Raw genomic sequence first — 25,495 nt, forward strand, 5'->3', positions numbered from 1 at the left:
ACCTGTTCATGCCAACTTGCCCGCCACCGGTTTGATCCTGGCGCCGGGTTTGCGAAAAACCAGCACATTACCCAGCATGACCATCACCAGACCTGCCAGCGCCGGGGCGGTCCACTGATAACCCTCGACAACGGCCGACACGTTGAGCGCCACCACCGGGAACAACACCGTGCAATAGGCGGCCCGCTCCGGCCCCATGCGCCCGACCAGCGTCAGGTAGGCAGTAAACCCGATGACTGAACCGGGGATCACCAGATACACCAACGAGCCGATGTAACGGGCATTCCACTCCATATCGAACGGAATGCCTTTGACCAGGCACCAGGCCGAGAGCATCGCCGCGCCATAGGCCATGCCCCAGGCGTTGGTGGTCAGTGGCTTGAGGCCGGCCTTCTGCTGCAGGCTCGACAGCATGTTGCCGGCCGAAAAGCACAGGGTGCCGAGCAGGGCCAGACCCAACCCGAGCAAAGTTTCCGGGCTGGTGGTATGACCGGCGAGTTCGGGCCAGAACAACAGGCCGAGCCCGAGCAACCCGAGCGCACCGCCCATCAGCACATTGCGGGCGATTTTCTGGCCAAAGAACACTCGCGCATTAAAGGCGTTCCACAGCGTGGCGGTGGAAAACACCACCGCCACCAGGCCGCTGGGGATCCACTGGCTGGCGGTCAGGAAGCACATGAAATTGATGCAAAACAGGCACAACCCCTGCGCCACGCAGATCAGATGCCCACGGCGGTTCATCACTTGCAGCTTGCGGCTGAGCAGCAACATCACGAACAGCACCAGCGCGGCGAGGCCGAAGCGATAGACAATCGACACGGGGATGGCCACCACGCCCAGTTGCCATTTCAGGGCAATCCAGGTGGTGCCCCAGATCAGCACGGTCAGCAAGTACAACGAAAGGTTCATGACAAAGGCTCCTCAATAGGTGCTCAGTGTCCTGCCCCAAGCCTCGGCGCACTTGCATAAACTTGCGCTTTTGTCGGCCGACGGGCTGGCAGGCCAACGTCTACGGAGTAGGATGCAAGGCGTTGGAGAGAACCGATCATGCCCGCACTGGAAAGCCTGCAAGTGTTTCAAGCCCTCAACCGCTCGCCCAATGCTCGCCTCGAGCACAGCGCCGAGCTCGGTGACGGCATGGCTGCAGCCTTGTGGAGCAACCATCACGACGCCCAGGATTACGAAGCCCCCAGCCACCACACACTGTCCTGCTACATCGCCGGAGGCACCGGCACCTTTCGCCGCGACCGGCCCGGCACCAAGGGCGGCCCGGACAAGCTGTGCATCCTGCCGGCCGAACACCGGTCAGCCTGGGTGATCAACGGCGACATTCGCCTCGCCCACGTTTATTTCAGCCCCGAACAGTTTGCCCTCGGCTGCGTCACACTGCTGGACCGTGAACCGCGCGAACTTCAGTTGCGTGAAAGCACCTTCCTCGATGATCCGCAGCAAGCCCGACGCTTTCGGCAGTTGATCACGCTCAACTGGCAGGAGCCCGGCGAACGTCTGCTCACCAGCAGCCTGGCCCATGAAATGCTCAGTCACGTGCTGCTCGGCCAGGTCGGAATGCGCGAGGGCTTGCGGCTCAAGGGTGGATTGGCGGCGCATCAACGTCGGCAGCTGGTCGAGTTCGTCGACAGCCAGTTGGCCGAAGCCATCAGCCTGGGGCAATTGGCGGGGTTGTGCGCGCTGTCGGAGTATCACTTTGCGCGGATGTTCAGGGAGAGCTTTGGCTTGCCGCCACATCAGTATGTGCTGGCGCGGCGGTTGAGCCGGGCGCGGGACTTATTGCGCACGACGTTGCAGCCGTTGGGGGAGATTGCGTTGGCGTGTGGGTTTGCGAGTGCCAGTCATTTCACCAACAGGTTTCGTCAGGCGCTGGGGGGGACGCCGGGGGAGTATCGGCAGGCGTTTTTGCGCTAGGTCCTCAGATCTTCGGTGCCTGTGCGGCCGCCATCGCGAGCAAGCTCGCTCCCACAGGGGGTCGCATTCATTCAAACAACTCGGTCGACTGTGGGAGCGAGCTTGGTCTGGGCGGCATTCCGACGATGAACGATGATGCGGTCTCGGATCAGAATTCCAAGGTGCTGGAAAGCGTCACCTGCCGCGAATCCCCCATCGACACAAAGAACCGGCTCGCCGCCGAGGTGTAGTAAGTACGGTCGAACAGGTTCTTCACGTTGAGCTGGAACTTGACCTTCTGCCCTTCGACTTTGGTGTCGTAGCTGGCGAACGCATCGGCCACGGTGTAGCTCGGCAGGTCGAAATCGTTCACTGCGTTACCCGCCCGCTCCCCCACATACCGCGCACCCGCGCCCACCCGCAGTTGATCGCCACCGACGATAGTGCCGAAGTCGTAGACCGCCGACAGCGAGCCGCTGTTTTTGGCGACGTTCTGCAGTTTCTTGCCGTTGTAGATCGGGTCTTCGGTGACCTCGGCATCGGTGTAGGCATAGCTGCCGATCATGCTCCAGCGCTCGCTGAGCTGGCCGGTCAAATCCACTTCCAGGCCACGGGAACGCACTTCACCCGCAGCGCTGTAGATCGTCACCGGGCCTTCGGAGTTGGCCACCAGCACGTTGCGCTTCTTGATGTCGAACAGCGCGACGTTACCGGTCACGCGGCCAGGAATATCGAGTTTGGCCCCCACTTCCCATGACTTGGCTTCTTCCGGTGCGACGCTGCCGTCGAGCACGGTACTGCTGCCGCTCAGCGGGGCGATGGTCGAGTTGGGTTTGAAGGATTCGGTGTAGCTACCGTAGAACGACAACTCATCGGTGTAGCGATAGACCAGGCCGGCGCGCGGCACCCATTTCTGACCATTGCTGTCGGTGTTGGCCTGGAACGGTACGCCTTTGCCGGCGTACTGGTCGTACTCCTGGAAGCGCGCACCCGCCACCAGAATCCACTGGTCGGTGAGGTGGATCGAGTCCTGCACAAACACCGAATCACTGCGCAGTTTATCGGTCTGCGCGCTGTCGGCCGGGCTGACGGTGGTCCCGGCGACTTCGCGGCCGTACACCGGGTTGGTGTAGCTGAAGGTGCTCAGGCTTCTCTGGCGAATCAGGTCTTCGCGGTAGATCTTGCGGTACTCGTCGTCGATGCCAAACACCAGGTCATGCTGCATGCCCCAGGCATTGACCTTGCCTTCGAGGCTGGCGGTGGTGAAGCGGTCGGTGCTGATAGCGTTCTGCGTGCCGTCCATGCTCCGGGTCAGCGTGCCTGCATTGGTGTCGATGGCCGTGATGCGCACCTGGCTGGCATCGTAGGTTTCGCGGTTCCAACTGTAGCCGAAGTGGGCGTTCCAGTCGTCGTTGAGCGCATGGTCGGCCTCGAAGTGATAAAGGTCCGAGCGCCCTTCCATGTTGTTGAACGGCTCGTCGAGGCGACGATCACGGGGGATGTCCAGCGGATGGTTGTCGCGTGGATCGATGATCGTGCCACGGTCGAAAGGGGTCAGAAATTCGCGGTGTTCGTAGGCAAATAGCAGCTTGGTGCTTTCGCCGAACCAGGCCAGGGACGGCGCCACCAACGTCTCGCGATGGGTGCCGTAGTTGCGCCAGTAATCTTCGTCTTCGTGGTCCAGGACCATGCGATAAGCCAGTCCGGAATCACCCAAGGCACCGGTACTGTCAAGGCCGCCACCGCTGCCGTTTTTACCATCGCCATAGGTCGAACCGCGCAGGGTCAGTGCGTTGTATTGCTCAAGTTCGGGTTTCTTGCTGACCATGTTCACCACACCGCCCGGGTCCTGGATGCCGTAGAGCAAGGAGGCCGGGCCCTTGAGCACTTCGATGCGGTCGACGCTGGCATTGAGGCCACGGCCCTGCACCACCGGCATGCCGTCACGCATGATCGAGCCGTTGCGGTTGTCGCCGAAGCCGCGGGTCATCACCGAGTCCTGGGTGCTGCCCAGGGTATTGCCCTGGGTGATGCCGCTGACGTTGGCCAGCGCATCATCCAGATTGCGCGGCGCCTGATCGCGGATGACCTGGGCCGGGATCACGTTGACGGTCTGGGGGATTTCCTGGAGCAAGGCCGAGGAGCGCATCACCGAACTGGTAGGCGGCGGCTGATAGCTCATGGTTTGATCCATCACCGAGGTGATGGTGGTCGCGCCCAGGTTCAAGGTGCCTTCGCTGGGCAACGGCTCCAGGACCAGGGTATGGCCGTCGGTGCGACGGAAGGTGAAACCCGAGCCGCTGAGCAAACGCTGCAGCGCCTGCTCGGCACTCATCTGCCCGGTGACTGCCGGGGCGGTGATGGCGTAGGGCGCCTCATCGGTGTAGACCACGCTGATGCCGGTGATCCGGCTGAAATCGCTCAAGGCCTGGGGCAGTGGTTTGGCGGCCAGCGCAAAGCTGAACTGCGTACGCTGCTGGTCAGTGCCGGCCCCAGCCGCCAACGCCACACTCGACGGCAGCCATGCCAACGCCGAAAAGCTCAAGGCAGAAACACCCAACCATTGTTTGACCGAACCCGATTTTGCCCTGGACTTCATTGCTCATGACCTGTGTAGAACCTACGGGATGCGAATGACTCGCAGTTTCAGTCACTACACGGATGGCGATCGGGTTTACCTCACCAGAAAGTTGAAAATATTTGAGAAAGATCAAAAGACGTTGCTTCACCGCAAAATAATCAGCTGCCCCAAAACGCTGTGCTGCTCAAACCCCAACACCCCCTGCAACGAACTCAACACCGCCTGCGGATCCTTGCTCGGAAAACTGCCACTGACCCGCCGCGCCGCCAGTTCATCGTTAAGCAGCATGATCCGCCCCGGGTAATACCGCCCCAGGTCCTGCACCACCTCGGCCAGTGTCGCCTTGTAGTAATTGAGCCAACCCTGACGCCAGGCCAACTGTGCTTCACTGTCGACGCTGTGGAGTTTTTCCGCCAAGCCATCGCCATAAGCCACTTGCTGGCCGGCCGTGAGAATCTGTTGCTCGGCCTGTGTGTCCGCCGTCACGCCAACCCGTCCGGACAACACAGTTACCTGCGCGCCATGGGGTTGCAGGCGGACTTCGAACTGCGTGCCCAGCACCCGCGCCTGACCCTTTTCAGCATCCACCACAAACGGATCGCCAGTGTGCGTCACATTGAAAAATCCGGCACCGCGACGCAACTGCACATGCCGTTCGCCACGACTGAAATCCACGGCAATCGCACTGTCGGCATCCAGGGTGACTTGCGACTGATCCGCCAGGGTGACGGTGCGGATTTCCCCCGGCGCCGAGACATAGTCCGCCCCCAGATCATCCACCCAGCGCGACGGCTGCCAGCCAGCACCGAGGCTGATCATCAGCACCAGGCACGCGGCCATTGCCAACGCACCGGCCCAACGCCTAACGTTGGACCGGCGCGAGCGGTTCATGGTGTTGAGGTATCCCTGCAAGGCAAAGGCTTCTTCATCGGCCAAGGTTCGCGCCGGTGCTTCGGTCAACTCCCACATCACTTGCGCCTGGGCATACGCCTCGGCATGGGCCGGGTCCGCCTGCAACCAATGGCTGAAGGTCGCTTGATCGCCGCTGCTGGGCTGGTCATGCAACAGACTCAGCCAGGCCAATGCCGCCTGCTCCTGAGCCGGCGTCGGGGTGACGCGTTCGGTGTTGTTCACGGTGCTTTCCCTGGCGTGCGCGGTGGGGGTTCGCGAAGGCTGGCCTTGCAGGCTTCGAGGGCGCGCATCATATGTTTTTCCACGGCGCTTTGGGACAAACCCATGGCCTTGGCGATTTCGGCGTATTTGCGCCCGTGGATGCGGTTGAGCAAAAAGATCTGCCGCGTGCGCTCGGGCAATGCGCGCAACGCCGCTTCGACGTGACGCAAATCGTTGCCCGCCTCGAGTGCGGCTTGCGGTTCACTGCCGTGACTGTCCGGCGCATCCGGCATCCAGCCTTCGTTGACCCGCACCCGCGTGCCTTCACTGCGCAAATGGTCGATGGCGATATTGCCGGCGCAACGCAACAGGTAGGTGCTGAGTTCTTCGACCTGCACCAGCGGCCGGCGCCAGAAGCGCAGGAACAAGTCCTGCACCAGGTCCGCCGCTGTCGCCCGACATCCGACGCGACGACTCACCAGCGCTTCCATCTGCGGGCGCTGGGAAAGAAATACGTGGAGGAAATGTGCACGGGCGCCCCGCTGCTCATCATCGCGGGGTTCCGGAGGGCGGGTGATCATCCGGTCAGTACTGCGCAAACGCGGCAACGGGGCTGGCGAGCAGGCTCAAGCCGGCCAACGACAACGCCAGGCGCGGGCGATATGGCATCAATAACACCAGCAGCAAGGCACTGAGCATCAATACCGCGAACCACTGCACCAGCCCGAGCCCCCAGCCCGTCGTCGCCACCGCCGCGCACATCGACAAGGCCAGCAACAGCCAGCCACCGAGCTTCATGCACTGACGGCGACGGGCCGAGGGCTTGCGGCCCAGCAGTTCGGTGTGATGTCGATCCATTGACAAACAGAGCGCGGTGAAACCGCCATAGCAAAGCAACAATGCCAGCAACATCAGAGTGCCCCTTGCTCAAGCGTGGCCGGTTGCGCGCGTTGTCGGGTGACGATTGAAACCTGTCCCGCGCGTTGCATTTTCCAGGCGGCCCAAACGAAAAACACCCCACTGCCCAGGCACGTCAGGTCGAAACCGGCCATGGCCCAATCGCCCTGCACCAGCGTAACGCCCAAGTGATAAGGCGTGGTCAAGGCGTTCAACAGCGGTACCGCACCCAACAGCAATGCCGCCAGCGCCAACTGCTCGACCCACGCCGCGCGACCACGTCGAACCATCGCATGCAGCACACTCAGCCCCCAGACAATGAAGAAGCTGTTGACCTCCCAATCCCCACGCCCGGGCATCCCGACCGGCAGCAATCGATTGGCCCAGAAAAACGCCGCCACCGCGATTATCAACCCCGACATGCTGGCGATATTGAGCACTTCCACCAACCGCAATTCGAACGGCATCACGCCGCTTTTCGCATGTTTGAGCTGACGCTTGCCGAGCCAGATCACCAGCCCGGTGCCGATCATCGCCGTCCCCGCCAGCCCGCAAATGAAGTACAGCCAACGCAACACCGGCCCCGCGAAATGGCCCATGTGCAAGCCGTAGAAACCGCCGGCAATCGCCCGCGGCAGCGATTGCTCCGGGGTCGTACCGAGTAGCTGGCCGGTCACGCCGTTGAAGGTCACTGCGCTGCCAAAGTCGTGGATCACGCGATCGGTACCGTCACGAACGAGCACAACCGAGGCGTTCGCATCCCCCGGATTGTTCACCGCCAGGCGCCCTACTCGGCCGCCGGACCACTGCTCGCGAGCCTGTTCCAACAGCGGTGCCAACGGCGCCAATTGACTCGGTATACCGGCGAGTTCAGGCGTATTGGAAGCGGGAAACACCTCATCGTAAAACGCCCGGGCATCCCCCTTGTATGAGGCAAGGATGCTCGCGGGCATCACCATCGCCATGAAAATCACCAGACTGCTGTAAGTGATCATCAGGTGGAACGGCAACACCAGCACGCCCACGGCGTTGTGCCCGTCGAGCCAGGAACGCTGGCCTTTGCGGGGGCGAAAGGTGAAGAAGTCCTTGAAAATTTTCTTGTGGGTGATGATCCCGCTGATCAATGCGACGAACATCACCATGGCCGCGATGGTCGACAACCAGCGGCCCCACGGATACGGCATCTGCAGCTGGAAATGGAAGCGATAGAAGAAGTCGCCACCCCTGGTTTCCCGGCCCTGCACTTCGGCGCCGGTTTGCGGGTCGAGGAGTTTTTCTGTGAATTGCCCCCGCTCGCCACGCTTGGCCGGGGTTTGCTGCCACCGCACAGAAAGACCGGGTTCCCGTGCATCGGGCAGATCGATGAGCCAGCGCGAAGCACCGGCGGCGTGCTGCTGAAGATAACCCTGGGCCAGGCTCAGGCTGGCCTCGGAGGTAACGGGACGGGCGGGAATTTCCGGCTGCATCCAGTGACTGATCTCGTCCTTGAAATAGGCCAGGGTGCCAGTCAGGAAAATGGCGAACAGCAGCCAGCCGAAGATCAGCCCGGCCCAGGTGTGCAGCCAGGCCATGGCCTGACGAAAACCCTCTTTCATCAGTGGCCCACCCAGTACGCCAGGCCCGCCAACGCCGCCAGCACCAGGCTCGGCACGATCAGTCCCAACCAGGCCTGCCATGCGCTGCGACAGGCAAAACACCACAGCACTGCGACGAGGTAGGCCAGAAATGAGGCCATCATCCCGGTCACCACGGCTTCGGCACGGGCCATGGGCAACCATAGGCTCAGACTGACACTGAAGAGCGCCGCCACGAGGTATCCGCCCAGCACGGCGGCCAGCACCCGCGAAGTGACCGCCAGTCGATAGGACACAGGGAGCGTGCTGAGTTTGCCTTTCATGTTTCGACCTTGAAACCGGTGAGGTCGCGTGAAAGTCACGGGACCAACGAGGCCGCAATATTAATGATAAATATTCTCATACGCAAAACAGATCGGATGAGATCGTCATTCCTGCCGATTAGCGGATGAGCGGTGGTGGCGTTTTGATTACTTAATAAAGGGTTGGAACGATTATCTCTGGCGCACAAACAAGAACGGGCCTGCATAAGCAGACCCGTTCTTTTTTGTGGGACGGTGAACGTGAATCAGACTTCAGCCGTTTTGCGCAGCCTGTTCGTTTTCGAGAAACTCTTCTTCCAGAAGCACATCTGCGTGTGCCCCCCTCTCGAACGGCACTACAGCGGCACGTGGTTTGCCCCGCAGTTTGCCGAACAGGTGATCCAGCGCATGTTCCAGTTTGGTAGCCGCCCCGTCGATCGCCAGTTCCAGGGAGTCGGCTTTATGGGTGACAGAAATCGGTTGGTGGCCTTTTGGCCGCGCTTCCAGCTGGCAGCGCATGTCGTGCGGTCCGGGCTTGTCGCCGTTTTCGTCCCGCAGGTGAACCTCGACACGGGTCAGGTCCTCTTCATAACGTTCGAGCGTGCTCTCAATGGTAGTACGTACCCACTCCTCCAGTCGGATGCTGCTTTGAATATGGTTATCGCTGTTGACTTGGATTTGCATAGTTCATCCCTTATTTCAGCTAGCTCGCGAGAGGCGCATCGGCTGGCCCTTGGGCGTCATCACCGTGACCTCTTACTTACACAATCGGTGTGTGCGCGGAACATTTCAACCCCTGAATAAAGATAAATATGGATTTGCAAAAAAAGTCGGACAACCGGTAAAAGCGCTGCTAAGGTCGGGAGTTGGGTCGCCTCGCTCTGAGGTCCCAAGCGGCTCACATCTGCTGCTCCCCCAGCGGGTGCAGGCTACGAAAAACCCCCGCTTCCTCTACCAGCCAGTCATGCACCGCACGCACGCCGGGATGGCTCAGCGCGCCCGGTGCATAGAGCAGCACATAACGCTTGTGATTGGGCACCGCCAGGCCAAACGGCACGATCAGCGTCCCCCGCTCCAGCTCATCATTGAGCAGCGTTCGCCGCGCAATCGCCACGCCCATGCCGGCAATCGCCGCCTCGATGGTCAAGTGATTGCGATTGAAGGTATGCCCGCGCCGTACGTCCGCGCCTTCAAAACCGATGGCATTGAGATAGAACTCCCATTCCGCGTACTCATAGCTGCCGCGCCAGGCGGTGATGTCGTGCAGCAACGGAAAGTGCATCAGGTCCGCCGGGCCATGCAGCGGCGGGCGGCCACGCAACAGGCTCGGAGCACACACCGGAAAGATCTGCTCATCGAGCAGGGCTGTGGATAACAAGCCGGGATAACTGCCGTCGTTCAGGTCGATGGCCAGGTCGAAGTCGCCCTCGTGCAAGGGCACGCTGCTGTCCTCGGCCACCAGGCGCAATTGAATATCCGGGAAACGCTGCTGCAACCGCGGTAACCGCGGGGTCAGCCACTTGCTCAGGAAGGATGGAATCGAGCGCAGCCGCAGAATCCCGCTAATCATTCCCGCGTCCAGTCGTCGTAATTCGGCATCGATGCTGCCGTAAGCCTCGTTGACGGTGATGGCTAATCGCTGGCCTTCGGCGCTCAATTCCACCCCGCGAGCACGCCGATGGAACAGGCGAAAACCCAGCCGCTCCTCCAGTTGGCGGATTTGCTGACTGACCGCACCCGGCGTGATGTGCAGCTCTTCGGCGCATCGGGTGAACGACAAGTGCCGCGCGGCACAGGAAAACACATGCAGCCAGACGTAGGTCTGGGCGTGCAATTGACGACTCATCGTTTAGTCCTGCTAAAGGCTGTCTTAGGAAGTTTCGTTGGTCACGTAGGACCAAGGGAGGCAGTATCGCCGATATTGCGCTTGTCCTACAAAAATGGCAGCGATTCCTCTTCCATTGCTTGTATAGGCTTTAGCATGGCTATCAGTGTTTTCGATCTTTTCAAAGTCGGCATCGGTCCGTCCAGTTCCCATACCGTCGGTCCGATGCGCGCCGCCGCGACCTTCGCCCAGGCCCTGATTGACCAACACCTCCTGGACGACGTACGGCGGGTAGAAATCCGCCTCTATGGCTCCCTGTCGGCGACCGGCGTCGGTCACGCCACCGACCGCGCCTGTGTCATGGGCCTGATGGGCGAATGGCCGGACAGCATCGATCCCGCGTCCATTGATAGCCGAATCCAGACCCTGCGCGAAACCGGCGAGTTGCGCCTTGCGGGCAAAACCACCATCGCCTTCAACTGGCAGCACGATCTCCTGCTGCTGGACGAGAGCCTGCCCTACCACCCCAACGCCATGTCCCTGACCGCCTTCGGTGACACCGGTGAGCTGTGGGAGCAAACGTATTACTCGATCGGTGGCGGTTTCATTATCGAAGCGGCCGAAGCCGAGTCCGGCATCGCGCCGGCCAGCGACGTCGTGCTGCCCTACGATTTTTCCAGCGCCGCCGAACTGCTCAAGCTCTGCAACCAACATGGGATGCGGGTTTCCGAGTTGATGATGGCCAATGAATTGGCCTGGCGCAGCGAACACGAAATCCGCCAGGGCCTGCTGCACATCTGGTCGGTGATGCGCGAGTGCGTCGAGCAAGGCTTGATTCATGAAGGCATCCTGCCCGGCGGCCTGAATGTTCCGCGTCGCGCCGCGAAATTACATCGCAGCCTGCTGGAAATCGGCAAGCCGAATGTCATCACCTCGACTCTGTCGGCCATGGAGTGGGTCAACCTGTTCGCCCTCGCCGTGAACGAAGAAAACGCAGCCGGCGGACGCATGGTCACGGCACCGACCAACGGCGCGGCCGGGATCATTCCGGCGGTGCTGCACTACTACATGAAATTCAACCCGGACGCGTCGGACGACGACGTGGTCGCGTTCTTTCTGGGTGCTGCTGCCGTCGGCATCCTCTGCAAGAAAAACGCGTCGATCTCCGGCGCCGAAGTCGGCTGCCAGGGCGAAGTCGGCTCGGCCTGCGCGATGGCCGCCGCCGGCCTGGCAGACGTGCTCGGCGCCACCCCGGAACAACTGGAAAACGCCGCCGAAATCGGCCTGGAACACAACCTCGGCCTGACGTGCGATCCAGTCGGCGGCCTGGTCCAGGTGCCCTGCATCGAGCGCAATGCGATTGCCGCGGTGAAGGCGATCAACGCCACGCAAATGGCCCTGCGCGGTGACGGCAAGCACTTCATTTCCCTGGACCGGGTGATCCGCACCATGCGCGATACCGGCGCCGACATGCATGACAAATACAAAGAGACTTCACGGGGCGGCCTGGCGGTGAGCTGGGTGGAGTGCTGAGGAGCATTCCCTGACCGTCCGTAACACGTGAGCCCGAGCAAGAACAATAACGAGGCCTGAACGATGACCGATGTACGTACACCCGCTGCCGATAATCCCGCTGTAGACCTGACACGCAATACCGAAATAACCCACAAGGGCTGGAGCAAACACGACACCACCTGGATGCTCGGCCTCTACGGCACGGCCATTGGCGCCGGTACGTTGTTCCTGCCGATCAATGCCGGCGTCGGTGGTTTCTGGCCATTGCTGATCCTGGCCGTACTTGCCTTTCCGATGACCTTTTTTGCCCACCGTGGCCTGACCCGTTTCGTGTTGTCCGGTCGTTCCGGGGACATCACCGACGTGGTGGAAGAGCACTTCGGCATCGGCGCCGGCAAACTGATCACCCTGCTGTATTTCTTCGCGATCTTCCCGATTCTGCTGGTGTACAGCGTGGCGCTGACCAACACCCTGAGCAGTTTCATGGAGCATCAGTTGCACATCGCCCCGCCACCGCGGGCGATTCTGTCGCTGGGGTTGATCCTCGGCCTGATGGCTATCGTTCGATGCGGCCAGGGTGTCATCGTCAAATGCATGAGCGTGCTGGTTTACCCGTTCGTCGCGGCGTTGCTGCTGCTCGGCCTGAGCCTGATCCCGAACTGGAACGGCGCCTTCTTCGCCACCGCCAGTGAAGGCATGCCGATGCCGATGTTCTTCCAGACGCTGTGGCTGGCGATCCCGGTGATGGTGTTCTCGTTCAACCATTCGCCGATCATTTCCGCCTTCGCCGTCGATCAGAAACAACGCTATGGCGAACAGGCCGAGCGCAAGAGCAGCGGCATCCTGGCCATCGCCCACGGGATGATGGTCGTTACCGTGATGTTCTTCTGCTTCAGCTGCGTGCTGGCGTTGTCCCCGGCCGACCTGGCCGCGGCAAAGGCACAGAACATCTCGATCCTGTCGTACCTGGCCAACCACTTCCAGACCCCGGTCATTGCTTACGCGGCGCCGCTGATTGCGCTGGTGGCGATCACCAAATCCTTCCTCGGCCATTACATCGGCGCCAGCGAAGGCTTTCAGGGCTTGATCGTGAAAAGCCTGCGCGGCCGTGGCCGGGTGATGTCGGCGAGCTGGCTGAACCGCGTGACTGCGCTGTTCATGATCCTCAGCTGCTGGGCCGTGGCGACCTTCAACCCGAGCATCCTGGGCATGATCGAAACCCTCGGCGGGCCGATCATCGCGTGCCTGTTGTTCCTGATGCCGATGTACGCCATCCGTCGCGTGCCGGCACTGCGCCAGTACTCGGGACAGGCCTCGAACGTGTTCGTGGTGCTGATCGGTTTGATTGCACTGTCTGCGATCATTTACTCATTCATGCCCTGAAACGGGCAGCTCCCTGTAGGAGCTGGCTTGCCAGCGAAGGCGTTGTGTCAGTCGACACATGTTTTAACTGACACACCTTCTTCGCTGGCAAGCCAGCTTCTACAGATATCGGCCAACAGTCCTCCCGCCGTATTCACTGTCCGACAATTTTCCCGGCATGCCCCTTGCTTTGCTTCAGGTAGGAGCTGCCGCAGGCTGCGATCTTTTGATTTTGCTTTTCAAAAACAAGATCAAAAGATCGCAGCCTGCGGCAGCTCCTACAAAAGCAATGATGCGATAGGCCATGGAATGCCAATGGTCTGGTGTTGCGAACCAATCCGATCCCGGCCGGTCAACAACTGCACGTTCAAATCAGGCGGTGACGCATCATGGACAACCCTTTTCAGCTCATTACCGATGCCTTCGCACCGGATTACCAGATCAACCTGAGCATTCAGGGTCTGGACGGCAGCATCATGCTGACCCTGTCCAACAGCGGTCACGTGGTCGCCAAACGGATGATCAGCGCCGAACAACGCAACGACCCCAAACGCCTTAAACGCCTGGTGGAAAGCATTCAGTTCGGCATCGCCATCGAACAGGGCCACAGCGCCGTGGCCATCCTCGAAGCCATGACCGACGGCGACAATCGCAACCTGCCGCCACCCCAGGTCCAAAGCCGCAGCCAGCCGGCCGTGGGGCTTTAAATCTCGCCCTTCTCCACTTCGGGATGTTCACCGGAACCCGCACCGATCTTGCGCTGCGGGTGTTCGATTTTCACCGAAGGGAATTGCGACGAGGCATAACGCACCACCAGGATCGCAAACGCCAGCAGCAGAATCCCGCCGCACAGGTAGATGATCCCCACATCCGGCGGATTGTGGTGCGAGACGTTGGAGATCAGCAGCCGCGTCAGCGCGGTGATCGCCACATAGATCAGGAAGCGCACCGGCATGTGGTTGGTCTTGAAGTAAATCCCGACCATCGCCCCCAGTTCCAGGTAGATGAACAGCAGCAAGATGTCATCGATCTTGATGTGTCCTTCTTCGAGCATCCCCAGAAACTCCATCACCGCCGCCCACGCGGTCACCGCACCGATGGCGAACAGCGCCAGGTAGTGGAAGGTCTCGACGAACAGGTTGCCCAGGGACTCGGCCAGTTGGTGCACGTTCTGCCGCAGGTTCTCGGCCCAGTTGATTTTCACGATGATTCTTCCTTAGCTCGGTTCGAGCGGATGATGCGGGTTGGACGTGACGGTTGTTCTGCATGCAGAAAAAAGGCCAGAGGCGCCTGCTACATGATGGCGAGGTGCTCTAAAACGCGCTCCGTGGCGTTTGGTCGCACCCCTGCGCGCCAGCACCCAACCTGTGGGAGCGGCGGTGCGACGATTCGACTTGCCCGCGATTGGAGCGACACAGTCCAACTGACAAACTCTGAATTCGATCTACAGTCAAAAGCCACTACCCAAAGCGAGCGGATTCGCTTATCCTTTCGCTGTATATAGATACAGTAGTCGATACAGACAACTTAATGTGAAGGCATGTGAGGTGGTGAATGGCCGTCGAAGTGGTATACCGCAGCAGCCGAGATCTGGAGCGCTTGTTCATGGATAAAGCCGAAGCTGACCGTCATGACAAAATGCTCGAACTGGCCGAGTTGCTGGCCGAAGTGTTGCAAAAAGCCGTTCCGTCCCTGACTGAACAGCAAGTGGAAGAAGCCGGGATCTACATGGCAAAAAATCGCGACGTGTTCGCCAAGGCGTTCAAGAGCCAGCCGGATGCCTTGTCCGAACTGCTGAACGCGCCTGTTGAAGTCGTTGAGCCCGTTGAAGTGGCTGCGCCTGCTAAAGCGGCTGCACCTGTTGAAGCGGCTGCACCGGCCGAAGTGCCGAGCGCTGAGCCGACCAAGCCTGCCAAAGCTGCCAAGACGCCGAAGTAAGCAACGCCCGAATTTGAACAGGCCCTGAATCGAATGGCTCAGGGCCTTTTTCATGTTCAAAAATTGAAAGATCGCAGCCTCGTTTCACTCGTCAGCTCCTACAGGAGTGCGCGTTCCAATGTAGGAGCTGACGAGCGTAGCGAGGCTGCGATCTTTTGATTTTCGGATTCAACGGTACAACACTTTCTCCGCCAACTCGTCCGCCACCCGCGCCGGGGAACGTTTTTCCGCCTGGGCATGGGCGAAGACTTCGGTCAGGCGCGAGCTGATTTTCGACAGGTGTGCGGTGATGGTCGTCAGCGCTTCGCCGCGGTGCTTGAGCGAGACGTAGATCAGCCCACCGGCATTGATCACATAGTCCGGCGCATACAGGATGCCCCGCCGCTCCAGTTGATCGGCGACGTCCAGGTGGATCAATTGGTTGTTGGCGGACCCGGCCACCGCCGCGCAGCGCAGTTGCGTCACACTGTTGCTGTTGAGTACGCCGCCCAGGCCGCAGGGCGCGAGGATGTCGCACGGCGTGCTGAGCAATGCGTCGTTGGCGATCGGGTGAGCGCCCAGCTGCTCCATCGCCAATTGCACCTTGCCGTGATCGATGTCGCTGACCAACAGTTCGGCACCGGCGGCATGCAGCTGCTCGGCAAGGGCGTAACCCACCTTGCCCAGCCCTTGAATCGCCACGCGCAGGCCTTCGAGGTTATCGCTGCCCAGGCGGGCCATGGCGGTGGCACGAATGCCCGTGAACACGCCCATGGCCGCGTGGGGTGCCGGGTCGCCCGCCGAGGTGGTGCTGGTGACGTGCTGGGTCTGTTGGGCGATGCAATCCATGTCCGCCACCGAGGTGCCGCTGTCGATGGCCGTGATGTAGCGGCCGTCGAGCTGATTGATGCAGCGCCCGAAGGCCTCGAACAACGCAGCGCGGCTTTCCACATGCACCGGTCGCATGATCACCGCCACGCCGCCGCCCTGAGCCAGGCCCGCGAGCGCCGCCTTGTAGCTCATGCCTTGCGCCAGGCGAACAGCGTCCTCGACCGCGGACTCGTCGTCAGGATAGGCCAGGTAACGACAGCCTCCCAGGGCAGGTCCGAGACGACTGTTATGAATGGCAATCACCGCCTTCAACCCGGTGACCGAGTCAACGCTCAAATGCAGCGATTCAAGGCGAGTGCTTTGCATGAGAGCGAACATTGCAGGGCTCCCGAATGACTACTCGTAGCGCCAGTATAGGCTTGCGCCCAAAAATTGCAGAAGCGCGCCGGAATAAGCGCAGCCGCCAAGCAGGCTTTCGGGAATAACCTGAGATGGCTTGCGCGGGGTACTGGACGAATGTCGCAGACGAGGCTAAAACGAGGCATACCCCGGAGATTTTGATGACCCCGCGCCAATGCTTTTTCGCCTGTCTGCAACGATCACCGCTCGCGCTGTTCGAGGCGGCGCTGTGGATCGGGGCCGAACACGACAAAGAGGTGAATGTCGAGGCGGTCCTGAAAGACTTCAAGGACTTGGAGCAGCGGGTCAGTTATGGCTTGCCGATGTTGCCGGTCAGCGAATTGGCCCAGCCGCTGTTGCGGCGCATGAATGACCTGGGCTTCGCCCAGGACGACTTCACGCCATTGCGCCCGCACGTGGCCTTGGTCAACAAGGTGCTGGAACGCCGGCGCGGCCAGCCGCTGGCCCTGGGGTTGATTGCGCTGGAGCTGGCCAGGAGGCTGGAAATCCCAATGGTCGGGGTCAACTTTCCCGGGCATTTCCTGCTGCGCGTACCGGGTGCCGATCACCTGCTCGACCCCTGCGGTGGTCGTCGCCTGTACCCCAACGATTGCCGGGAACTGCTGCTACGCCAGTATGGCCCGAACATGAAACTCAGCGCCGAGCACTTGCTGACCGCCGAGCCGGTGCAAATGCTGCAACGGCTGTCACGCAACCTGCGCCAGTTGCACCTCTCCAACGATGACTACATCGGCGCCCTGATCGATGCCGAACGGGTGCTGGAATTGGGCAACGCCAGCGCCGCCGATTACCTGGCCCGGGCCAGCCTTTATCAACGGCTGGATTGCCCGAACGCCGAGCGCTTCGACCTTGAGCATGCATTGCTGCTCAGCGACGACCCGATCCAGCGGATTCGCCTGACGGAACGGCTGGGGCACCTGCCGCCCAACTCTATCGTCCATTAAAAGCAAAAGATCTTGCTTCTTTCAAGGGGTGTCTGGCTGGTTCGCCGGATGCGCCTTGATGAATGCCGGGTGTGTCGCGGCGAGTGCCGCCACTCGACGAATCCGCGGATACGCCTCAAGCGAAATGTTGAAGCGCTCCGCCGCGTAGAGCTGCGGGATCAGGTAGGTATCCGCCAACCCGGGCTGCGGACCGAAGCAATAACCCTCATCGCCGATCAACTGCTCCACCGTCGCCAGACCCTGACTGATCCAGTGCCCGATCCACTCCACCACCTGGGTCTCATCGTGGCCCAGCTGCCGCAGCTTGTTGAGCACGCTGACGTTGTGCAGCGGGTGCACATCGCAACCGATCAGTGACGCGACGCCGCGTTCACGGGCGCGTGCAGTGAGGTCTTTGGAGAGCAGCGGCACCTGTGGATAACGTTCTTCCAGGTACTCGATGATTGCCGGTGACTGGATCAACAGGTCTCCTTCATCCGTGCGCAAGGCCGGGACCCGGCCTTGCGGGTTGATGCCGAGGTACGGCGGTTGGCGGTGCTCGCCACCCGGCGGTGCGATCAGGTTGATCGGCAGCGCCTGATAGTCCAGGCCCTTGAGGGCCAACGCGATCCGCACCCGATAGGACGACGTCGAACGGTAGTAGGTATAGAGTTCCATGAGCCGATCCTCTCAGCGCGCCGGCAGCACTTTGCCGCGGCATTCGCCGAAACCGATGGAGGCAAAGCCCTCGCGGCTGCAACGGGCACGCAGGATGATTTCGTCGCCGTCCTCGAGAAATTTACGCACCTCGCCCGACGCCAGTTCGATCGGCTTTTTGCCGCCCTCGGTGATTTCCAGCAGGCTGCCAAACTGACCGTTTTCCGGCCCCGACAGAGTGCCCGAACCGAACAGGTCACCGGCCTGCAGCTGGCAGCCGTTGACGCTGTGGTGGGCGACCAGTTGCGCCGCGGTCCAGTACATGTGCCGGGTGTTGCTCAGGGTCAGGCGATGGGCCGGCAGGTTCTGCTCGCGCATGGCCTCGGTGAGCAGCAGCACTTCCAGTTCGATGTCGAAGGCACCCGCGGCCTGATCGCGCTTGTCGAACAGGTAGGGCAGCGGCTGCGGATCGCCTTCAGGACGGGCCGGTTGCGCGCGACGGAAGGGTTCCAGCGCTTCGGCGGTTACCACCCATGGCGAAATGCTGGTGATGAAGCTTTTCGACAGGAACGGCCCCAGCGGCTGGTATTCCCAGGCCTGGATGTCCCGCGCCGACCAGTCGTTGAGCAGGCAGAAACCGGCGATGTGATCGGCGGCGTCGCCGATGGCGATCGAGTCGCCTAGCTCATTGCCCTGGCCGATCCAGATGCCCAGTTCCAACTCGTAATCCAGACGTGCGCAGGGGCCAAAGGTCGGCTCGGTCTGACCGGCCGGCAGGGTCTGGCCTTTCGGACGGCGCACGTCGGTGCCCGACGGGCGAATGGTCGAGGCGCGGCCGTGGTAGCCGATCGGCACGTACTTGTAGTTCGGCAGCAGCGGGTTGTCCGGGCGGAACAGTTTGCCGACGTTTTGCGCGTGCTCGATGCCCACGTAGAAGTCGGTGTAGTCATTGATTTTCGCCGGCAGGTGCATGTCGCAATTCGCCGCCAGCGGCAGCAGTTTCGCGCCTTGGGCTTCGATCTTGCCGTGCAGGGTGCTGCCCTCTTGCAGCAGCTCGAGCAGACGTTCGCGCAACGCAACCCGCGCCTCACGACCCAGCTCAAAAAAAGCATTCAGCTGGCCGCCACGGGTGGCCTGGACGGCAGTCTTTGCCGCGCCGTCGAACAGACCGGCATCGAGTGCCGCTTCCAGATCGAAAATATGCTCGCCGATGGCCACGCCGCTGCGGGGTGCCGAGCCCTTCACGCTGAACACACCCAATGGCAGGTTTTGCAGCGGAAAATCAGCATGGCCGTTGGCGGAGGCAACCCAGCTACGAGTGATGGAAGTCTGCGTCATGGGTTATCTCCGGGTCGGGTCGAAAGTGGCGGGCAGCGTGGCCCAGCAGGCATCGTAAGTGGTTTGCAATTGTGGGCAGTCCAGGGCAAAACGGCTCGGGCGCAGCACCTGGCTGGTCTCGAACATGAAGGCCATGGTGTTGTCGATTTTACTCGGGGCCAGTTCGGCGTTGATCGCCCTGGTGCAGGTCTCGCCGTCCGGGCCGTGGGCGCTCATGCAGCTGTGCAACGACGCGCCGCCTGGCAGAAAGCCTTCGGCCTTGGCGTCGTATTCGCCCTGGATCAGGCCCATGAATTCGTTCATCAGGTTGCGGTGGAACCAGGGTGGACGGAAAGTGTTCTCGGCCACCATCCAGCGTGGCGGGAAGATCACGAAGTCGAGGTTGGCCAGGCCGTGCACGCTGGTGGGCGAGGTCAGGACGGTGAAGATCGATGGGTCCGGGTGATCGAAACTCACCGTGCCGATGGTGTTGAAGCGGCGCAGATCATATTTGTAGGGCACGTTATTACCGTGCCAGGCCACCACGTTCAGGGGCGAATGATCGAGCTCGCAACCCCACAACTCACCGAGGAATTTCTGCACCAGGGTGGTCGGTTGCTTGAGGTTTTCATAATGGGCGACGGGGGTCAGGAAGTCCCGCGCATTGGCCAGGCCGTTGCTGCCGATCGGCCCCAGGTCTGGCAGGCGCAGCGGCGCGCCGTGGTTCTCGGCGATGTAGCCGCGGGCTTGCGGGTCGAGCAGCTCGACACGGAATTTCAGGCCGCGCGGCAGCACGGCGATTTCCAGCGGTTCGAGTTCCAGCACGCCGAGTTCGGTGGCGATGCGCAGGCGGCCCAATTGCGGCACCAGCAGCAGTTCGCCGTCGGCGTTGAAAAACACCCGTTCCATGGAGCGGTTGGCGCGGTAGCTGTAGATGCTGATCCCGGCCGGTTTCTCCGCCCCCGAATTGGCCGCCATGCTCACCAGCCCGTCGATGAAATCGGTGGGCTCGCTCGGGATATCCAACGGATTCCAGCGCAGGCGGTTGGGGGTCACTTCACCCAGAGGGCCGCCGGCCAGTTGCCGATCCAGTTTGACGAACGCAGGGTGGTTGGCCGATGGTTGAATGCGGTACATCCAGGTGCGCCGCGCTTCGCTGCGGGCCATGGTGAACGCGGTGCCGGAGAACAATTCGGTGTAGAGGCCATACGGGGCTTTTTGCGGGGAATTCTGGCCGACAGGCAATGCGCCGGGCAACGCCTCGCTGCTGAATTCGTTGCCGAAGCCTGACTGATAAGCCAGCGCGGGCGCCGTTGAATCGAGGTTCATGGAGCCTCCTGAACAGAGAATAGGCAGTGGCCTTTCGCTCTATTGAAGAGGTCTTGGCACGCCGGGTTATTTTTATCGTAATTCAATTACGCATAACGTAATTTGATTGGTAATGACCGTCAAGCTATAAAGACGCCCATTCGTCCCGGGATCACCGCTTCCATGGAAAAGCCTGACAGCAACGGCAAACAGAAAGTCCGCTCGGCCGAAATCGGTACCGACATCCTCAAGGCCTTGGCCGAGTTGTCGCCATCGACCTCGTTATCACGTCTGGCCGAACACGTGCAGATGCCGGCGAGCAAGGTTCACCGCTATCTGCAGGCCTTGATCGCCAGCGGTTTTGCCGAGCAGAACACCACCACCAACCATTACGGTCTGGGTCGCGAAGCCTTGCGCGTCGGGCTGGCCGCCCTCAATAGTATGGACGTGCTGAAAGTCGCCGCCCTGCCCTTGGCCGAGTTGCGCGATGAACTGAACGAAACCTGCTTTCTGGCGGTGTGGGGCAATCAGGGCGCGACCGTGGTGCATATCGAGCCGGCGGTGCGTGCAGTGACGGTGGTGACGCAATTGGGCTCGGTGCTGCCCTTGCTCAGCTCATCGACCGGGTTGGTATTCGGCGCTTTCCTGCCCAAGCGTGAAACCGTGGATTTGCGCGAGCAGGAACTGCAAAACGACAGCGCTCACGCCCTCGCCGACGATCAGACCTATGAAACCCTGTTCGGGCAGATCCGTGACCGCGGCCTGCATCATGTGCATGGACTGCTGATGCCCGGTGTCGATGCACTGTCGGCACCGGTGTTCAACGCCGTCGGGCACGTGGCGGCAGTGATCACCATTGTCGGCCCGGCCTCGTTGTTCCATGCCGACGAACACGGCCCGGCGGCCCGGCGATTGCTGGCGGCGACGCAGGCCGTGAGTTGGCGCATGGGCTACGAGTCGCCCGCCGTCAAATGACAATGCCCAATACTTTCGCCCTGGCCACCGCTTGAGTTCTACGCTCCACCCCCAACTTGCCATTGATGCGTCGCGCGTGGGTTTTCACCGTATGCAACGAGATGAATAACAGATCGGCAATTTGCTGGTTCGAGTTGCCCTGTGCCACTAACGCGAGTACTTCGATTTCACGTTGACTCAAGCGGCTCCCGGTGGCGGCTGTCACCTCAGGATCATGACCCGGTTCGGCCCGCCCAATGGCCTGCGGCAACCGTGGCTGGCGCAACTGCAAATCGCGCAAGGCCTGTTGCAGGTTACACCGCTCGACCAAGGCCAGGCCTTCCTGCAACGATTGCCGGGCAGCTGTCGGGTTGTCGTTCAGCCAGGCGACTTCAGCCAGCGCCAAGTGCAGTTGCGCTTGCAGCCCCGACATCCCCCGCTGCCTAGCCCACTGCAATTGCGCTTCGAGCCGGGCCAAAGGCATGTGCGCCTGTTCCAGATAAACCTCGGTCAGTACCAGCAAATATTCCAGGCCCGGAATCAGCTCCAGCGTTGCCGGCGGAGCCTGACGCGCATGCGGCCCCTGATAGTGTCGGAGCACCCGGGTCAGGGCTTCGTGAGCCAGGTGCGGCCGGCCCTGCTGCAGCCAGAAATGGCAGCTGATGTGCAGCAGCGCACTGCGGTACACCGTGTCTGGAATCCGTCGTTGTTGCATCAACCGTTCGGCGTCACGCAGCAGAACAAAGGCTTGAGCGTAATCCAGCCGATTGGCCGCCAATTGTGCCAGGCCGAGGAACCCATACAGTGCGCGTTTATCCTGGTTGCGCAGGCAGATCTGGAGGCCGGTCTCGAAGTACGCCGCTGCCTGCATTTCCCGGCCCTGATTCAAGCTCAGACGTCCACGATGCAGGGCAATCCGTCCCAGCAAGGGTTCGGCCAACGGTTGCTGCCGGATGAGCAGGCCGTTCATGTCGGCGAGCAAGTGCTCGGCTCTGGCGCATGCCCCCCGTTGCTCGAGCAACTGTGCGTGATCGAGTTCCAGCAGGCCTTCAAACACCAGCGAGCCTTGCGCCCGGGCCAGGCACAACGCCTCACGGTTGAGCGCCTGTGCAACCTCCAGCTCGCCCCGCACCAGAGCCTGTTGCGTCAAACCGGACAGGCACATCAGCCGGACAGGCCAGAACGCTGGACCCAGCGCGTCGAGCGCCTCAAGAAAGTGTGCCCGTGAAGCGTCCATGCGCCCCTGTAAATGCAGCAACCAACCTTGTTGCGCCTGCCAACGCGCGATCAATTGCCGTTGATGGAACGCTGACGGTTGGGGCAGGAAGCGGGACAAATGGGCGATGCACTCACCCGCCTGCTCGAAGCGTCCGGCAAACAACAAGGCTGCGGTGATCAGCCCGACCAATTGGGGCGAGCCGAGCATCAGCTCCTCGCCTTGTTGCTCGTGCAAACGCAACAGCAGCACCACGGTCTGCTCTTCGAACAGCTGCTCGAAACTGAAATGCTGCAACAGGCTGACGGCGACCTCGTACTCTTCGGCCAGCAAGGCCTGTTCGAACGCGGCCTTCCAGTCCAGTTCGGCAGCGAACCACTGACAGGCACGCCGATGCCAGGAGCGCCCGGCCGGCCATTGCCCGTCGCGCATCAACCGGGTCAGTGGAGCAAAAATCTGCACCCAGTCGGTCGAGTCTTGCCAGGGCTCGATGAAGCAGCCCAGTTCCTGCAGCGCGCTCAAGCATTGAGCGCCCTCGCCCGCGCCGAACAGGTGATCGCAGAGCCGGGCATTGAAGCGTGGCAAGTGGGCCAGCACCCGCCAGGCTTCGGCAAGTTCCGGGGTCAGGCTGGCGAAGAGTTCATGTTCCAGGTAATCGTGCAGGGTGTCCGGCCGACCGTGGAGCGTGTCGTTGCGTGACCAGTCGCACTTTTGCAGCAGCGCAATCCGTACCCCGGCGCACCAGCCACCACTGCGCTGGAAGATCCGCTCGGCAGCTTTCGCGGCCTGGGCCGGCTCCAGGTGATGCAACAGTTGTTCAATTTCACCCTGAGTAAACGCCAGCGTGGAGCGCTCGCAATCGTACAGTTCGTCATCCAGCAGCAGGCGTGGCCAATTGCATTGCGGACGCCGCCGACCGCTCAGCCACCAGGTGACCCGCGGGCTGCTGATGGCCAGCAACCGGTCGAGCAACAGATCCAGTTGCGGCTGGGGAATCCGGCAATAGTCATCGAGAAACAGCCAGGTGGCTGTCTGCAGCCGCGCCAGATGCTCCAGCAATGCGGGCTCATCCGAGGCTGGCAGCCCCAGGGTTTGCGCCAGGCGCTGGCGAAAATCGACCACACTGATCGCCTCTCCCGCCAACGGCAGCCAATGGACCTGACACTGCGCGGGCGCCTGCAACAGGCATTCGACGAGCAGCGCACTCTTGCCACTGCCCGCCGGTGCGCAGAGCAATTTCACCCGCGCCGTCGATACCAGCAAGGGGTCGATCAACCTGTCGCGCGACTGGTGGTGGCAAGACAAACGGGGCAGGAGTCCAGGACGGTCCAGACACAGTGTCATGGCAGTCATAGTGGTGCGCCTTTTTATAATTGTGGCGCCACCCTAGCCCTGTCCCGACAGCTTGTTGAAGAAGTATTCAACACACTGATCGACCCCTATAAAAAAGGTGACCTTATGTCACCTTTTTCTGTAGTACCACTGTAGGAAAGCTTACCTCACCCCCGTACTCCGCAAGGCTGCCGGCGTGTAATCCCCTGCTTTGGCGACGACACCGAATTCGAAGCTGCGTTTCTCCTCGTTCTTCATCCCCAGGGCAATGTAGCGACCGGCAATGAGGTCATACAACGCTTCAACGGTATACGCCGGGACCTGGTGATCGTAGTAGAACTGCGCATGCCCTTCAGCGACTCGCCACAGCTGGCCGCGACCGTCGTAGTGGTCGGCCAGTGCGACTTGCCAGCTGTCTTCGTCGATGTACATGTGACGCTTGGCATACACGTGCCGCTCGTTCGGCTTGACTGTCGCGACCACCTCCCAGACCCGGTGCAACTCATACCGGGTCAGGTCCTGATTGATGTGCCCGGCCTGGATCACGTCGGTGTACTTGAGGTTGGGCGAGTCGAGCTTGTAGCTGTTGTACGGGATGTACATTTCTTTCTTGCCGACCAGCTTCCAGTCGTAGCGATCCGGTGCACCGGAAAACATGTCGAAGTTGTCGGTGGTGCGCAACCCGTCGGACGAGGTGCCCACGCCGTCATAGGCGACTTGCGGCGCACGGCGCACACGTCGCTGGCCGGCGTTGTAGATCCAGGCCTTGCGCGGCTCCTGGACCTGATCGAGGGTTTCGTGCACCAGCAACACGTTCCCCGCCAGCCGCGCTGGCGCGGTGACTTCCTGCTTGAAATAGCTGAGCACGTTCTCATCGCTGCCCGGTTTCAGATCCCCCAGCAGCGAGGGCACGGCGACCTCGTCCTTGAAGCGGATGACGGTGAAATCACCATTGGCCTGAGGCGTTGCCTGGGTGATGGTGCGGCGCAGGTTACCGCCGTGATAACGGGTGACGTGGTTCCAGATCACCTCGACGCCGTTCTTCGGGATCGGAAAGGCGTAGTAGCGATTGCCGGTGAAATTGGCCAGGCCGTTACCGTCATTGATCGGTGTCACGTTCAGGGCGCTGCGCTTGGCCGACTCATTGATGTCCGCTGGCACGGCCACGGTACGGTGGGTGGGATAAACCGGGATTTTGTAGGTCTCGGGGTAGCGCTTGAACATCGCTATCTGGCCATCGGAGAGCTTGTCCTTGTACTTGTCCACCGTCGCCGCGGTGATGGTGAACAGCGGCTTTTCAGTGGCGAACGGGTCGGCCAGGAAACCCTTGCTGTCCACGGCACCGGCGTTTTTCGGGAGGCCACCGGTCCAGGCCGGGATCGAGCCATCGGCATTGCCGGCCTTCTCGCCGCCCAGCGGGGTCAGGCTGGTGCCGAGCTTGTTCGCCTCTTCCGGCGACACCGCGGCCATCACGTTGGCGGCCAGCAGGCTCAGGGCCAGGGCGCCGCATTGCAGAATCATCTTGCGCATTGATTTCATCCTCTCAGCC

General features: G+C 61.3%; 22 protein-coding genes and 1 pseudogene. 7 read left to right on the plus strand and 16 right to left on the minus strand.

Annotated features, from left to right (window positions below):
* Positions 1–6: 6 nt before the first annotated feature.
* Positions 7–909, minus strand: coding sequence for a DMT family transporter (locus ACA067_RS27595; protein ID WP_497459380.1), 903 nt, complete (start codon positions 907–909; stop codon positions 7–9).
* A gap of 138 nt (positions 910–1,047) precedes the next feature.
* Here ACA067_RS27595 and ACA067_RS27600 point away from each other — a divergent pair, with 138 nt between their 5' ends.
* On the plus strand, positions 1,048–1,923 hold the full coding sequence (locus ACA067_RS27600; RefSeq protein ID WP_497459381.1) for a helix-turn-helix domain-containing protein: 876 nt from the start codon (positions 1,048–1,050) through the stop codon (positions 1,921–1,923).
* Between the two features lie 148 nt (positions 1,924–2,071).
* Here ACA067_RS27600 and ACA067_RS27605 read toward each other — a convergent pair whose 3' ends face one another.
* The 8 genes from ACA067_RS27605 to ACA067_RS27640 all read right to left on the minus strand — a co-directional run bounded on the left by ACA067_RS27605 (position 2,072) and on the right by ACA067_RS27640 (position 10,215).
* Positions 2,072–4,501, minus strand: a complete 2,430-nt coding sequence (locus ACA067_RS27605; protein WP_497459382.1) for a TonB-dependent siderophore receptor — start codon at positions 4,499–4,501, stop codon at positions 2,072–2,074.
* Between the two features lie 126 nt (positions 4,502–4,627).
* The gene (locus tag ACA067_RS27610; protein WP_497459383.1) at positions 4,628–5,617 is read right to left on the minus strand and encodes a FecR family protein; all 990 of its coding nucleotides are present in this window, start codon (positions 5,615–5,617) and stop codon (positions 4,628–4,630) included.
* Positions 5,614–6,177, minus strand: coding sequence for an RNA polymerase sigma factor (locus tag ACA067_RS27615; protein ID WP_497459384.1), 564 nt, complete (start codon positions 6,175–6,177; stop codon positions 5,614–5,616). Before ACA067_RS27615 ends, ACA067_RS27610 begins: the two co-directional genes overlap by 4 nt.
* A 4-nt stretch (positions 6,178–6,181) precedes the next feature.
* Positions 6,182–6,508, minus strand: a complete 327-nt coding sequence (locus tag ACA067_RS27620) for a DUF3325 domain-containing protein (RefSeq protein ID WP_497459385.1) — start codon at positions 6,506–6,508, stop codon at positions 6,182–6,184.
* Entirely contained in the window at positions 6,508–8,088 is a 1,581-nt protein-coding gene (locus ACA067_RS27625; RefSeq protein WP_497459386.1) for a PepSY-associated TM helix domain-containing protein, read from the minus strand. The genes ACA067_RS27620 and ACA067_RS27625 overlap by 1 nt, the downstream gene beginning before the upstream one ends.
* Complete coding sequence (locus ACA067_RS27630; RefSeq protein ID WP_497459387.1) at positions 8,088–8,390, minus strand: DUF3649 domain-containing protein; 303 nt, start codon at positions 8,388–8,390, stop codon at positions 8,088–8,090. Before ACA067_RS27630 ends, ACA067_RS27625 begins: the two co-directional genes overlap by 1 nt.
* A gap of 252 nt (positions 8,391–8,642) precedes the next feature.
* The gene (locus ACA067_RS27635; RefSeq protein ID WP_059403312.1) at positions 8,643–9,053 is read right to left on the minus strand and encodes an HPF/RaiA family ribosome-associated protein; all 411 of its coding nucleotides are present in this window, start codon (positions 9,051–9,053) and stop codon (positions 8,643–8,645) included.
* A gap of 214 nt (positions 9,054–9,267) precedes the next feature.
* A complete protein-coding gene (locus tag ACA067_RS27640; RefSeq protein WP_497459388.1) occupies positions 9,268–10,215 on the minus strand; it encodes a LysR substrate-binding domain-containing protein in 948 nt (315 codons plus the stop codon).
* A gap of 135 nt (positions 10,216–10,350) precedes the next feature.
* Between ACA067_RS27640 and ACA067_RS27645 the strand changes: the two genes are divergently transcribed.
* The 3 genes from ACA067_RS27645 (at position 10,351) to ACA067_RS27655 (ending at position 13,778) form a co-directional block, all read left to right on the plus strand.
* A complete protein-coding gene (locus tag ACA067_RS27645; protein WP_497459389.1) occupies positions 10,351–11,727 on the plus strand; it encodes an L-serine ammonia-lyase in 1,377 nt (458 codons plus the stop codon).
* A gap of 63 nt (positions 11,728–11,790) precedes the next feature.
* The gene (locus tag ACA067_RS27650; protein WP_497459390.1) at positions 11,791–13,092 is read left to right on the plus strand and encodes a serine/threonine transporter; all 1,302 of its coding nucleotides are present in this window, start codon (positions 11,791–11,793) and stop codon (positions 13,090–13,092) included.
* 368 nt (positions 13,093–13,460) lie between these two features.
* Positions 13,461–13,778: a DUF3509 domain-containing protein gene (locus tag ACA067_RS27655; protein ID WP_497459391.1), complete on the plus strand. Its 318-nt coding sequence runs from the start codon at positions 13,461–13,463 to the stop codon at positions 13,776–13,778.
* On the opposite strand, the gene ACA067_RS27660 is transcribed toward ACA067_RS27655, so the two are convergent.
* Positions 13,775–14,275, minus strand: a complete 501-nt coding sequence (locus ACA067_RS27660) for a phosphate-starvation-inducible protein PsiE (protein ID WP_497459392.1) — start codon at positions 14,273–14,275, stop codon at positions 13,775–13,777. The two genes, ACA067_RS27655 and ACA067_RS27660, sit on opposite strands and share 4 nt — an antisense overlap.
* 350 nt (positions 14,276–14,625) lie before the next feature.
* Here ACA067_RS27660 and ACA067_RS27665 point away from each other — a divergent pair.
* Positions 14,626–14,865 (plus strand): annotated as a pseudogene (locus ACA067_RS27665) (YebG family protein); the annotation flags it as partial.
* A 312-nt stretch (positions 14,866–15,177) separates the two neighbouring features.
* Here the strand turns inward: ACA067_RS27665 and ACA067_RS27670 are convergent.
* Positions 15,178–16,197, minus strand: a complete 1,020-nt coding sequence (locus tag ACA067_RS27670; protein WP_497459393.1) for a Glu/Leu/Phe/Val dehydrogenase family protein — start codon at positions 16,195–16,197, stop codon at positions 15,178–15,180.
* 182 nt (positions 16,198–16,379) lie between these two features.
* On the opposite strand from ACA067_RS27670, the gene ACA067_RS27675 reads away from it, so the two are divergent.
* Positions 16,380–17,183 (plus strand): SirB1 family protein, encoded by an 804-nt coding sequence (locus ACA067_RS27675; protein WP_497459394.1) that lies wholly within the window; start codon positions 16,380–16,382, stop codon positions 17,181–17,183.
* A 21-nt stretch (positions 17,184–17,204) separates the two neighbouring features.
* Here the strand turns inward: ACA067_RS27675 and maiA are convergent, their stop codons facing one another.
* Genes maiA through hmgA form a run of 3 tightly spaced genes read right to left on the minus strand, consistent with a single transcriptional unit; the run spans position 17,205 to position 20,465 of the window.
* A complete protein-coding gene (maiA, locus tag ACA067_RS27680) occupies positions 17,205–17,840 on the minus strand; it encodes a maleylacetoacetate isomerase (protein WP_497459395.1) in 636 nt (211 codons plus the stop codon).
* A 12-nt stretch (positions 17,841–17,852) separates the two neighbouring features.
* Positions 17,853–19,157: a fumarylacetoacetase gene (fahA, locus tag ACA067_RS27685; protein ID WP_497459396.1), complete on the minus strand. Its 1,305-nt coding sequence runs from the start codon at positions 19,155–19,157 to the stop codon at positions 17,853–17,855.
* Positions 19,158–19,160: 3 nt separating this feature from the next.
* Complete coding sequence (gene hmgA / locus ACA067_RS27690; RefSeq protein WP_497459397.1) at positions 19,161–20,465, minus strand: homogentisate 1,2-dioxygenase; 1,305 nt, start codon at positions 20,463–20,465, stop codon at positions 19,161–19,163.
* 162 nt (positions 20,466–20,627) lie between these two features.
* Between hmgA and ACA067_RS27695 the strand changes: the two genes are divergently transcribed.
* A complete protein-coding gene (locus ACA067_RS27695) occupies positions 20,628–21,419 on the plus strand; it encodes an IclR family transcriptional regulator (RefSeq protein ID WP_497459398.1) in 792 nt (263 codons plus the stop codon).
* Here the strand turns inward: ACA067_RS27695 and ACA067_RS27700 are convergent.
* On the minus strand, positions 21,412–23,967 hold the full coding sequence (locus ACA067_RS27700; protein ID WP_497459399.1) for a helix-turn-helix transcriptional regulator: 2,556 nt from the start codon (positions 23,965–23,967) through the stop codon (positions 21,412–21,414). The two genes, ACA067_RS27695 and ACA067_RS27700, sit on opposite strands and share 8 nt — an antisense overlap.
* A gap of 141 nt (positions 23,968–24,108) precedes the next feature.
* A complete protein-coding gene (locus ACA067_RS27705) occupies positions 24,109–25,476 on the minus strand; it encodes a DUF1329 domain-containing protein (RefSeq protein ID WP_497459400.1) in 1,368 nt (455 codons plus the stop codon).
* Positions 25,477–25,495: the final 19 nt, after the last annotated feature.

It is taken from the genome of Pseudomonas sp. LBUM1674 (genome assembly GCF_059695635.1).